Consider the following 11637-nt stretch of genomic DNA (forward strand, 5'->3'; position numbering starts at 1 on the left):
AATCACAGCATGACCTAAATAGGCACAATGGACAGTAAATTTCTCCCCCCGAGGCCTGGCTGGTCCGTCGCAGCGGTTCGGGCAAGCCGGCCCACCTGCAACGCTGACCCGGACCAGGAGGCCGGCGCTCAGGATCCTCGCCATCCCGGCCCGACGTCAGGCGGCGCCGGCCCCCGCGTCGCAGGGGTCGGCGCCGCCTGACCCGCCTGCGTCACGAGAACTGCGCGAAGAACCTCCAGATCTCACCCTTGGTCCAGGTGGTGACGCCACTCTCGGCGTACGTCCCGTCCACCGGTCCGGGCATGTGACCGTTGTCGAACGCGGCCCACTGGACCGGGTAGCCGGCCCTGCAGCCGGAGTAGGTGGTCGTGATGTGCGTACGGCTGCCCGGCCCCGGCTCGGGCGGGTTCTGGGCGGTGCATCCGTTGTTCCGGACGAACGTGTCGCGCAACGACCGCCCCTGCGAGATGTTCAGGACGTTGTCCGAGATGCCGTGCAGCCCGAAGTACGCGATGGGCTGCGTACCGCCGCTGCACCCGCTGATCTGTGCGCCGGAGATGACCGCGACCGCCCGTAAGACGGTGGCCCGTGCGCAGGCGAGCGCATAGCTCATGCCGCCGCCCCAACTGAAGCCGAGGGCGAACCGCTGTCTCGGGTTGACGCAGAGGTCATTCTCGATCCGTCTGATCATGTCGTCGACGAAGGTGACGTCCTCGCCGCCGGCGTTGCCCCAGCCGTTGCCAATTCCCTGGGGCGCGACCAGGATCGCACTGTTGTTCGACTGCTCCTGCTGCCCGTAGTAGGACCAGGCCGTCCCGCTGGTGCCGCCCGAGGATATCTCCTGCATGGTGCCGCCGCGCCAGTGGAACGCGAAGATCAGCCGGTAGGGGTTGTTGCTGTTGTAGTTGGTGGGCACCCGCAGGATGAAGGAGCGGCTCTTGCCGTTGCTCTGAATCGTGTGCGTGCCGCTGGACAGCGTCGGTGCCCTACCGCACCCGGTGCCTCCCGACGGCGGGTTGCCGCTGTCCACGCGGACAAGCTGCCACTGCTGATTGGCGCCGTTCCAGTCGGAGTACTGCACGATGTTGCCACCGTCGGCGGTGGAGGCACCCTGCACCTCCACGGCCTTGCCGCTGTGCCGGCTGATCAGCCGGACGTGACCGCCGTCCGAGTCCGCGAGCCGGAACTGCTGGTTCGTCGCGTTGGTGTCGGACCACTGCACGATCGCTCCGCCGTCGGCGGTCGACCAGTTGTGCACGTCGAGGACCTTGCCGGAGTGCCGGGACTTCAGCCGGTAGTAGCCGCCACCTGAGTCCAGGAACTGCCACTGCTGGTTCGCCCCGTCGTTCCGCGTCCACTGGCTGATCCGCGCGCCGTCGTTGGTGGCCGAGGCGTAGAGGTCCAGCGCCTTGCCGCTGTTCCTGTTCACCAGGACGTACCAGGCGCTGGTGTCCACGGTCGCCGCGGCCGCAGGGGCCACGTCCACGACGACCAGCGTGCCGGCCGCGATGACCGCCGCAGCCGCTGCGGCCAGCCCTGACCGCCAGCGATGTCTCCCCGGAAGGGCGGGACGAGCCGCACCGATGGCATTCATGGTCCACTCCTCTGGTCGGGGTCACCCGCGAGCGGACCGCATGCGGGTGGCCTGGCGTGCGTGCCGACGTCCGGCGTCAGCACGGTGTTCGTCGTACGGGCGCGATGCGGCCACCGGCGCACGTCCCTGGCCGGCTGCCCGCCTGCGGTGGCGCGAACGGATGCCGTCCGCGCACCGGACGGAGGACCAGCTACCCGATGCGGATCAGTTGCCACTGCTGGTTGTTGCCGCCCCAGTCGGTGTACTGGACGATGTTCGCCCCGTCGGCGGTGGACGCATTCTGCACCTCCACGGCCTTGCCGCTGTTGCGGTTGATCACACGCACGTAACCCCCGGCCGATTCGGCGAGCCGGAACTGCTGGTTCGTGCCGTTGCCGTCGCTCCACTGCACGATCGCCGCGGCGTCGGAGGTGGAGAAGTTGTAGACGTCCAGCACCTTGCCGGAATGCCGGGACTTCAACCGGTAGTAGCCGCCACCCGAGTCCACGAACTGCCACTGCTGCTGGTTGCCGTTGTTCCGCGCCCACTGCGTGATCCGCGCACCGTCATTGGTGGCGAGGTTGTACACGTCCAACGCCTTGCCACTGTTCCGATTCACCAGCACATACCAGGCACTGGTGTCCACCGCGGAGCCCGGCGGCGGCGTGGTGGGTGGGCTGCCACCCTCGTTCAGGGCGTTGAGGACGGAGGTGTACGCCGGCTTCTTGTTGCCCGACCGATCGAAGAGCAGGGCGTCATCGGTGCCGCGCCAGGAGTCGCTGTCCCGCACACCCCACACGGTGATGCCGTTGCAGCGCGAGACAGCCAGACAGGCGCGCGTGACCGCGGCGTAGATGTTGGCCTGGTTGGAGCCTTTCATGACGTCGAGCTCGGTAATCTGCACGTCGACCCCGAGGTCGGCGAAGCGCTGCAGATTGGCCTGGTAGTCCCCCGGCAGCGAGGTGCCCAGGTGGGACTGGAAACCGACACAGTCGATCGGCACGCCCCGGGACTTGAACTCCCGAACCATGTTGTAGATACCGGTCGACTTCGCATTGACGCCGTCGGTGTTGTAGTCGTTGTAGCACAACTTCGCGCCGGGATCGGCCGCCCTGGCGGCGCGGAACGCCGCCTCGATCCAGTCGTTGCCCGTGCGCTGCAGGTTGGAGTCACGCCGACCGCCGCTGCCACCGTCGGCGAACGCCTCGTTCACCACGTCCCAGGAGTGGATCTGGCCGCGGAAATGGGTGGCGACCTGGGTGACGTGGTTGATCGCGGCGTTGCGCAACGCGCTACCGGAGAGGCTCTGCGCCCAACCCGGCTGCTGCGCGTGCCAGAGCAGGGCGTGACCCCGCACGCTCATGCCGTTGGCCCGAGCGTGACTGACGAGACGATCACCGCCCGTGTAGCTGAACCGACCCTGTTGCGGCTCGGTGGCGTCCCACTTCATCTCGTTCTCGGCGACAACGCTGTTGAACTCGCGGTTGAGAATGCCGACGTACTGGCTGTCGGAGAGCTTGCCCGTCGCGACGGCCGCGCCATAGTAGCGACCCTTCTCGGCGGCGGACGCTTTCAGGGTCGTCCCGGCACTGGCCTTCGGTGCCAGCGCCACCGTCGTACCCGCGGTCAACGCGACGGCGAGGGCCATCGTCGACAGCAGGGTTCTCTTGGATCTCATGGCATTCCTTCCCAGTGAATCCGGTGGTGGTGATGTGCCAGTTCGCTCGGGCAAGCCGGTCCGGGACGGCGGACGCGGCTCGCGGACGGTCGGACGGGTGGGTGGCGACGCCGCCCAGGTGCGCTCCGCCGGTCGTCGTCGGCCGGTCCGCGCTGGCACGGGCAGTCCGACCGGCTGTCGCACACAGCCGCTGATGGTCCTGAAGCGACGTCAGCGCACCCCTGGGGATGCCCTGGACGCGAGGTTCGGCCAGCGTGCTCGCCCGGTGAGCCACAGGTGCCGTCATCCTCGACATCGAGAGTGAGCGATAACATCACGTTCGTCAATACGTGCCGGCGCCGCAATGCCCACCCCTCCGGGGCACAGTCGGAGCGCGCCGGGCGCGGCGCGCATCGCCGGGGGCGCACGTCCGCGAGATCGGGTTCTACGAGCGAGAAGCCGGCATCGGCCCCGCCGGGCCGCGACATCCCGACCGGGTGCCCGGGCCGGCGACCTCGGTCAGAGAAATCGATGTCACTCCATGTTAGCGATATCATGACCCCAGTCGAACGGCGAGTTCCGCGCTGCGCCCTGACGTGCTGCGGGCGTGCGTCAGGTGCGCACGCGGGGGTGATCCCGCGCGGGAAGATCGAGCGGTTGGGTTGGCAGGCCGGAGCCCAACGGCCCACCCCGACGGTGACTTGTCCGCACGTACCACTGCGGCCTCGGTGCTGCGGCCTGACCTCGACGACCGCTCCGCGCCCGGACCGCCGGCGAAGTCGCCGTTACCAGCGCTGCCCGGATCGACCCGGCGCGGGCCGCAACCGTCAGCGGTACCAGGGTTGTTCCTCCGCTGGATCGGCTGGGACGACGTCTAGCTCCGGATCGCCGACGAGCGCGCCGACGGCGTCGCGTCCGGCGCCGATCCCGGCCCAGTGCGGATCGACATCGCTGGCGAAGCACCAGCGGCGATCGGCCGGCCAGGCGAATGCCGGTGGCGCGACGGGGTGCCCGCCCCCGAGGTCGGCTTCCCAGTCGTCGAGCGCGGCCAGTGGACCGCGCAGCAGCGCGAACCGCCGATGCGGGATCTCGACGAGCGGGCCGCGTTGCACCTGCGGCGGCAGCGGGATGTCCGAGTAGCCTTCCCACACGCAGAAGTAGCAGTCCTCCGGGGTGGAGGTGAACCGCCCGAGCAGGTTCAGCGCGTGCCGGGCCTGCGCGAGGTCCGACGGGTGGTTGGCGGAGACGTCGACGTCGCCCTCGTCCTGCCCGGCCCGCACGGGATCAGGGATGAACCGGAGACGGGCGTACGCGTCGAAGCCTGCCGGGCCGAAGGTCATCAACTGGAAGTCCGGTGTCCGGGACCGGACCAGCCAGTCCGCCGCTCCCGTGTCCGGACAGAACGCGAGCCTCACCGCCACCGCCGCTCACCGCGCACACTCGCAGATCGGTCGTCGCTCGGACTGTACTCCGTCACAACGGACCGACCCGTCGGACCGCGCGGGGCAGAGTGAGACCAGGACGCCCCGGCTTCCGACAAAGACATGCTCAGCACCGGGTAGCCGGTCATCGCGCGTCGACGGGCTGGCGTGGCGGAAGTACGCCTTCGCGCCATCGAGCCCTCCGATGTGCTCATCGACGTCGAACAACAGCACCACCGTGCCGTGCGGCTGCCGCAGGTTGGCGGCCTGGAGGGCGCCGATGTGCGAGAAGTTCGCCAGTGCCGGTCCACTGCCGGTGGCGCCTGGTCGCGGTGGACGGCACCGTGTTCGACATCCCCGACACGGACGCCGACGTAGACCACTTGGGGCGTTCCCGTGCCGGGGTGGTGCGGACCGTGGGTGTCGAGAGGGCCGGCCCTCTCGACACCCACGGTCATCTGGTCATGCACCGCACGGCATCACGATGGCCCGCGACCGGGTCGTGCCCGCCCTGCGACCCTGGACGGGTCAACCGCAGCGGCGGAAGGCCTCCGTGGTGCCGGCGGTGGTGACCACGCCGGAGCCCTGATCGAGGACGACGATGACGGCCGGCTGGGTCTGTTTGAAGCGGCAGCGGATGTCCGCGACGTACTGCCAACCGGAGATGGCGCCGCTGCTGTTCGCGGTCAGCGACCCGAGCGAGTACGGGCCGACCGTGTTGATCCGCACCGCATAGAAGCGCACCGGTCGGTTGGGGGAGAGCCCGCTGCCGGTGGCGTACAGGTAGCCGCCGAGCTGGTGGTTCGTGGTGGTGACGGAAACTCCTCCGCGCGGCGTCGCACCTGGATCGACCAGTCGCCAGGGCGCGTTGGCGTTGTCGCTGTACGCACGGTCGCGGCTGGTCGGCACCACGCAGACGAGGTCCGAGGATCGCGTCTCGCGCCACACGAAGCCCGGCTTGCAGAAACCGTTGGGCTCTCGGCGGGACGGCCCGAGAGCGTTCTCGGTCTGGGTGTCGGACCGCGTCTGCGGACTCACGCAGACGAGGTCACCCGGCACCGCCTCGCGCCAGACGTAGCCGCTCGCGCAGGTGTACGGCCCCCAGGGCAGGTCCGCTGCCTGCGCCGGTGCGGCAACGGTCAGCAGTCCGGCCAGCATCACCCCCACCGCTGTCAGCGTGTTCGCCAGCCAAGGCCACCTGGTGCCACGGCCGGTCTTGGCCGCTGTCTTCAGGAAGTCGTGCATCTGTCCCCCTCGGGCTGTGATCGTTCGGCCGAGTCCGTGCCTGTGGATCTCCTCCGCCGAAAGGGACATTCGATCGCGGTATCAGGCTCGAACGCCTGCTCCGCTTGGTTTCCGACATTGTCGGCAATGGGCTCAGTAGCGCTCTTGACTGCTCCCGCTTTGACTGATCCGTGCTCAGATTCGACTGCCGGGACGGTCGTGTCGGCGTGGTACTGACGTGGCTGGGCGACGGGGTCGCCGGAGCCGTGGCCCTTACCGCGTCCGGACGGCTCAACCGGCCAACTGCCGGCGGCGGTCCGCCAGGTCCGCCAGCACCTGCCCGCGGCGGGCATGCCAGGCCAGTGCGTCGGTGATCCCGGTGAACAGGTCGCGCCGTGCCCTCCAGCCCAGCAACTCCCAGGCGCGCCGGCTGCGGGTGAACCCGCCAGCGGTGTCACCCGGTCGCCGGGGGGCCTCGCGGACCAGGACCGGACGGTCCACCACCGCGTTGAACGCCGCGATCAGTTCCAGCACCGTCGTACCGGTGCCGCTGCCCAAATTGATGGCGGTGTGCGGCGCGCCCCCGGCGGCGAAGATGTCGTCGAAGCGTTCCAGCGCCCGCAGGTGGGCGTCGGCCAGGTCCCAGACGTGGACGTAGTCCCGCAGTCCCGAGCCATCGCGGGTGGGCCAGTCCAGACCGTTGACCGCAAACGGGACGCCGGTCTGGTACGCCTGCGTCAACCGGCCCAGCGCGTGCGACGGCACGGCGACCTGAAGCCCGGTGCGTAGGGCCGGATCCGCGCCGATCGGGTTGAAGTAGCGCAGGGACAGCACCCGCAGCGGGCTGCTGGCCGCGATGTCGGCCAGCATCCGTTCGACGACCAGCTTCGTCTGCGCGTACGGGCTGGTGGCGTAGAGGGGCGACGTCTCGTCGACCCCGAGGTCCGCGTCCGGCTGGTAGATGGCCGCGGACGAACTGAAGATCACGCGGTGTATGCCATGCGCGAGTAGGCGGTCGACGAACTCCAGCGTCGCGGAGACGTTCGCCCGGTAGTAGTCCACCGGTCGGGCCACCGAGTCCGGCACCGCGATCAAGGCGGCGCAGTGGATCACCGCCTCGATGTCCGGATGCCGGGTCAACAGTCGGTCCACCCCGTCCGCGTCGGCGATGTCGCCGAACTGGAAGAGGCGGCCCCGGCAGAATTCGAGCCGCCCGGTCACCATGCTGTCCAGCACCACCGGCGTGTGGCCCGCGTCGATCAGGGCGGAGGCGATCGTACTACCGATGAAGCCCGCCCCACCCGCGATCAGCACCTTCACGAGCGGACCTCCACCCCGGGTGACCTGTCAGCGCTACCGGCGACGCCGTGTCCCTCTGCATCTTCACCACCGCACAAGCCTGTCACCTGGGAAATCGACGGATCGGTGCACGGCCACGACGTCGACGAGAACACATGACTGATCGGCGTGGGGACGGGTACGCGGCGGCTCGGCTCGGACGGTCCGGTCGAATCGGGAGGCGGCATGACAGGACAACGCATCGGGGTCGCGGTGGTTGGGCTGGGCGGCGCGGTCGCGACCACGGCGATAGCGGGAGTGGAGCTGTTGCGACTGGGCATGCAGGACATGTCCGGATTACCCCTGGCCCACCGCACCGATCTGGTGCCGTACGAGTCCATGGTCTTCGGCGGCTGGGATCTGGCGCCGGACGACCTGGCCAAGGCCGCGCACCTGCACGGCGTGGTGGAGCCGGCGCACCTGGATACCGTGGCCGGGCCGCTGGGGCAGATACAGCCCTGGCCCGCGGTGGCGGATCCGGCGTACTGCCGCAACGCCACCGGGGCCAACGTGGTGCCGGTCGGCCCACTGCGGGATCGGGTGACGCACCTGCGCGAAGACCTGAGCCGGTTCCGATCCGCTCAGGCGGTGCAGCGGGTCGTGGTGGTCAACCTGGCCTCCACCGAGGCCCGACCGGACCCGACGTCGCCGGCACTACGCAGCCTCGACAGCTTCGAGGCTGGCCTGGACGCCGACGATGCGGCCATCACCCCCGGTCTGCTCTACGCGTACGCGGCGATCCGGGAAGGCTGCCCCTACGTCAACTTCACGCCGAGTCTGGGCGCCGACGTGCCGGCACTGCTGGAACTGGCCGAGCGGGAGGGCGTCCCGGTTGCCGGCAAGGACGGCAAGACGGGCCAGACACTCGTCAAGACGGTGCTGGCCCCGGCGTTCCGGTCCCGGGCGCTGACGGTGGAGGGCTGGTACTCGACCAACATCTTGGGCAATCGGGACGGGCAGATCCTCGACGATCCGTCGTCTCTGGCCAGCAAGCTGGACACCAAGGGGTCGGTGCTCAACCAGATCCTCGGGTACGACGTGCAGGACCACGTGGTCCGGATCGACTACTACCGGCCACGCGGTGACGCCAAGGAAGCCTGGGACAACATCGACCTGATCGGCTTCCTCGGGCAGCGGATGCAGCTCAAGGTGGACTTCCTGTGCCGGGACTCGATCCTCGCCGCGCCGTTGGTGCTGGACCTGGCGCGCCTGATGAACGAGGCCGCCCGCCGGGGTGAGAGCGGCGCGCAGGAGCAGCTCGGCTACTTCTTCAAGGCTCCGGTGACCCGGGATGGTGCAACTCCCGAACACGCGCTGCACGTGCAGGAACGGATCTTGCTGGAGTGGCTGGACGCGCCGGTATGACCACCGCGTTGGCCGCACCGCCGGTGGATCGGCTGGCCACCGTGACACCCACGCTGCGGCAGATCGGCGACCTGAAACGAGTGCGGGTCGCGCACGCCGAGGGTTCGGCGGCCGAACGGTCGTTCGCGCGATCGTGGGCGGCGCTCACGGACGGCGCCGACCCGATGGTCGTCGCCGACCGCGAGTGCGCCGCCGCGCTGGCCGGGGCCCGTCTCGGCGGCGTCGATGCGGCGACCCTGCTCGCCTGCGGGCTGGCCCCCACCGAGGTGGAGACCGTCCTGGCCCGCGCCATCGACGAAATGGCCGCTTCGCTGCACCCGGGCACCGTACGCCGGGTGCGCGCCGCGCTGCCCGGCCTGGTCGCCGACGGCGGGCCGGACCTGCCGGTGCCGCCATTCGTGACGGCCCTGCGCCGACAGCCACGCGCCGGTGCCACCGCGGCTGGACAACCCCGGCTGGTGGTCGAACCAGCCGAGAATCACGCGGAGCACTGCTGGGCGGTCGCCGTGTACGGCGCGCTGCTCGCCGACGACACCGACGCCGACCCGGCGGAGGCGTTCCTGCTCGGCCTGGCCCATCACCTGCACAACGCCCGGCTACCCGACGCCGGCTATGCCGGTGAGCTGCTGCTCGGCGCGCACCTCGATCCGGTGACCAGCCGGCTCACCGAGCGGGAGCTGGCCGGGCTGCCGCCGCAGCTGGCCACCCGCATCGAGGCGGTGCTGGCCTTCCGGGTGGACGCCGAGACGCCACTCGGGCGCACCTTCCACGCCGCGGACGTGCTGGACCGGGTACTCCAGGTTCACCACCACGCCCGGGCCGCCGCGTTCACCGTCGAGCAGGCGCTGGTGGACCGTTCGTTGGTACACGATGGCCCGGTGGTGACCTATCACCGCGCGGTGATCCGGGCGGCCGGGCTGTGACCGCTGTCCGCGCGATGCCCGCTGCGGCCGCGACCGAATTTCGCGGACCCGACGGCACACCCCTGCGCGCGGACACCCCGCACACTCTCACCGACGGTGTGCGTCGCTGGCCGGTGGTCGAGACCATCCCCTGGCTGCGCCCGAACCGGGACGACCTGCGGGAACGGGCGGTCGCGGCGCTTGACGCGGGTGCACCCGACCAGGCCGCGGTGGCACTGCTCGCCGACGCCGACGACTGGTGGGACGGCGAGCCACCACCGGCCGACCAGCTCCGGCAGGCGCTGAGCGCCACCAGCCTGCGCGAGGCGGTGGAACTGCTCCGGCTCGGCCGTGTCGGGGTCTACTTCCTGCATCGCTGGTCCGACCCCAGCTGGTTGGCGGCGCTGGCGCTCACCGCCGCGCACCCGCCGCACGGCCGACCAGTGGTCGACCTGGCCTGCGGTGCCGGCCATCTGCTGAGGCACCTGGTCACGCACGGCCACGCCGACGCGACCGGTGTGGACGTGGTCTTCGCCAAGCTCTGGTTGGCCCGCCGGTTCGTGGTGCCGCCCGGCGCACCGGTGCAGCTGGTGTGTGCCGACCTGAACGCCGCCTGGCCGCTGCCGCCGCCCGCGGCACCCCGGCACGTGGCCTGCCACGACGCCCTGTACTTCCTGCCGGACAAGGCTGCCGTGGTGGCCGCCGCGCTCGCCTGCGCCGGGCCCGGCGGAGCGGTGCTCCTCGGCCACCTGCACAACGCGCGGCACCCGTCGGGCGCAGCCGGTCTGCCGCTGCCGTCCGAGAGCTGGGCGGCCCTACTGCCGGCCGCGTCCGCGTACGCCGAGGAGGAGCTGACGGCGGCGACGGCCGCCGGGCGTCTGCCCACCCCGGCTGACGCCGCCGCGTTGGCCCATACCGAAGCTGTCGGCCTGGCCCGCGACACCGCCGCCGCTCCGGCCGATGCGGACCTGCTGCGGCCCGCGAAGGCGAGCCCACTGCGGCCCAACCCGCTCTACACCGACGGGAGCCGCCGCTGGCCCGACAAGCGCTGGGCGGCCGAGTACGGGCAACGGGCCGCCGCGTACCTGCCGGAACGCTGGCCGGCGGATCCGGGTCCGGACGCGGTGCGGCGTCGGCTCCTGCTCGACCTGCCCGAGCGGTGGTGAGGGATGAAACCGGTCGGCTGGGGTGTGATTGGCTGCGGCTGGGTCGCCCGGGACCACGTCGCCCCGGCGATCCGCGCCGCCGGGCATCGGCTCGTTGCCGCCTGCGACCGGGATCCCGCCGCCGCCCGCGCCCTTGTCCCTGAGTTGCTGGCCACCGCCGACCTGCACGAGCTGCTCGACCATCCGGAGGTCGAGGCGGTCCACGTCGCGACCCCCAACCACACCCATGCCGACGTGGTGGCGACGGTGGCCAAGGCCGGCGTGCCGGTGCTGTGCGAGAAGCCCCTGGCCGCCACCGTCGCCGACGCCCGGCGACTGGTCGACGCGGCCGGTGGCGTACTCGCCGGGGCCGCCTTCGACCAGCGGTTCCACCCCGCCCATCAGCGCATCGCCGGCCTCGTCGCCGCCGGTGACATCGGCACCGTGACCGCGATCCGGATCGTCTACGGCTGTTGGCTGCCCGAGCGGTGGAGTCCGGACGGCCGACCGCATGACAACTGGCGGGTCGACCCGGCCCGCTCCGGCGGCGGAGCCCTGGTGGACCTGGCCCCACACGGCGTCGATCTCGTCGGCGTGCTGCTCGGTGACGACCTGACGGATCTGACCGTACGGACCCAGCGCCGGGTGCACCCCTACCCGGTGGACGACGGGGCGCTACTGGCCGGCGTCACCGGCGCCGGGGTGCTGGTGCAGGCGCACGTGTCGTTCAACACCGCCGATCCGCTCCCACGACGCCGGTTGGAGGTGGTCGGCACCGGTGCGCAACTCGTCGCCGTCGACACCCTCGGCCAGGACGCCGGCGGCACACTGACCCACCTCGACGCCGCCACCGGAGCGACCACCACGATGCCCATCGACGTCGAGGAGAGCCCGTTCACCGGTCAGGTGCGCGCCTTCTCCGCCGCCGTACGGGGATCCGCCTGGCCCTGGCCGCTGGCGCGGGACCTGCGCCTGCACGAGTTGCTGCACACCGCCGCCGAAAGGAACTGAC

The 11637-nt window shown here is 70.8% G+C and carries 9 protein-coding genes; 4 read left to right on the plus strand and 5 right to left on the minus strand.

The genetic code is table 11. The features are described from left to right. Window positions 1–211 precede the first annotated feature (211 nt). The 5 genes from ACN27A_RS09130 to galE all read right to left on the minus strand — a co-directional run bounded on the left by ACN27A_RS09130 (window position 212) and on the right by galE (window position 7195). Complete coding sequence (locus ACN27A_RS09130; RefSeq protein WP_421451429.1) at window positions 212–1594, minus strand: RICIN domain-containing protein; 1383 nt, start codon at window positions 1592–1594, stop codon at window positions 212–214. 190 nt (window positions 1595–1784) lie between these two features. Further along, window positions 1785–3251, minus strand: a complete 1467-nt coding sequence (locus ACN27A_RS09135; protein WP_421451432.1) for an endo-1,4-beta-xylanase — start codon at window positions 3249–3251, stop codon at window positions 1785–1787. An 806-nt stretch (window positions 3252–4057) separates the two neighbouring features. After that, window positions 4058–4651 (minus strand): hypothetical protein, encoded by a 594-nt coding sequence (locus ACN27A_RS09140; protein WP_421451435.1) that lies wholly within the window; start codon window positions 4649–4651, stop codon window positions 4058–4060. Window positions 4652–5179: 528 nt separating this feature from the next. Next, window positions 5180–5896, minus strand: a complete 717-nt coding sequence (locus ACN27A_RS09145; RefSeq protein ID WP_421451437.1) for a hypothetical protein — start codon at window positions 5894–5896, stop codon at window positions 5180–5182. Window positions 5897–6166: 270 nt separating this feature from the next. Beyond that, window positions 6167–7195 (minus strand): UDP-glucose 4-epimerase GalE, encoded by a 1029-nt coding sequence (galE, locus tag ACN27A_RS09150; protein WP_421451440.1) that lies wholly within the window; start codon window positions 7193–7195, stop codon window positions 6167–6169. Between the two features lie 204 nt (window positions 7196–7399). Between galE and ACN27A_RS09155 the strand changes: the two genes are divergently transcribed. From ACN27A_RS09155 to ACN27A_RS09170, 4 genes are read left to right on the plus strand one after another with little or no spacing between them, the layout of a single operon-like run. Beyond that, window positions 7400–8578, plus strand: coding sequence for an inositol-3-phosphate synthase (locus tag ACN27A_RS09155; RefSeq protein ID WP_421451443.1), 1179 nt, complete (start codon window positions 7400–7402; stop codon window positions 8576–8578). Beyond that, window positions 8575–9501, plus strand: a complete 927-nt coding sequence (locus ACN27A_RS09160) for an HD domain-containing protein (RefSeq protein ID WP_421451446.1) — start codon at window positions 8575–8577, stop codon at window positions 9499–9501. The genes ACN27A_RS09155 and ACN27A_RS09160 overlap by 4 nt, the downstream gene beginning before the upstream one ends. Before the next feature lie 14 nt (window positions 9502–9515). Further along, window positions 9516–10646, plus strand: coding sequence for a class I SAM-dependent methyltransferase (locus ACN27A_RS09165; protein ID WP_421451448.1), 1131 nt, complete (start codon window positions 9516–9518; stop codon window positions 10644–10646). Between the two features lie 3 nt (window positions 10647–10649). Further along, the gene (locus tag ACN27A_RS09170) at window positions 10650–11636 is read left to right on the plus strand and encodes a Gfo/Idh/MocA family protein (RefSeq protein ID WP_421451451.1); all 987 of its coding nucleotides are present in this window, start codon (window positions 10650–10652) and stop codon (window positions 11634–11636) included. The last annotated feature ends 1 nt before the right edge of the window (window position 11637 follow it).

The organism is Micromonospora sp. WMMD737, from assembly GCF_049179055.1.
Classification (GTDB): domain Bacteria; phylum Actinomycetota; class Actinomycetes; order Mycobacteriales; family Micromonosporaceae; genus Micromonospora; species Micromonospora reichwaldensis.

Excerpts from the sequence above, each read along its gene's own strand:
- ACN27A_RS09130 (WP_421451429.1), bottom strand. The coding sequence starts at position 1,594 with ATGAATGCCATCGGTGCGGCTCGTCCCGCCCTTCCGGGGAGACATCGC.
- ACN27A_RS09135 (WP_421451432.1), bottom strand. The coding sequence starts at position 3,251 with ATGAGATCCAAGAGAACCCTGCTGTCGACGATGGCCCTCGCCGTCGCG.
- ACN27A_RS09145 (WP_421451437.1), bottom strand. The coding sequence starts at position 5,896 with ATGCACGACTTCCTGAAGACAGCGGCCAAGACCGGCCGTGGCACCAGG.
- ACN27A_RS09155 (WP_421451443.1), top strand. The coding sequence starts at position 7,400 with ATGACAGGACAACGCATCGGGGTCGCGGTGGTTGGGCTGGGCGGCGCG.
- ACN27A_RS09160 (WP_421451446.1), top strand. The coding sequence starts at position 8,575 with ATGACCACCGCGTTGGCCGCACCGCCGGTGGATCGGCTGGCCACCGTG.
- ACN27A_RS09165 (WP_421451448.1), top strand. The coding sequence starts at position 9,516 with ATGCCCGCTGCGGCCGCGACCGAATTTCGCGGACCCGACGGCACACCC.
- ACN27A_RS09170 (WP_421451451.1), top strand. The coding sequence starts at position 10,650 with ATGAAACCGGTCGGCTGGGGTGTGATTGGCTGCGGCTGGGTCGCCCGG.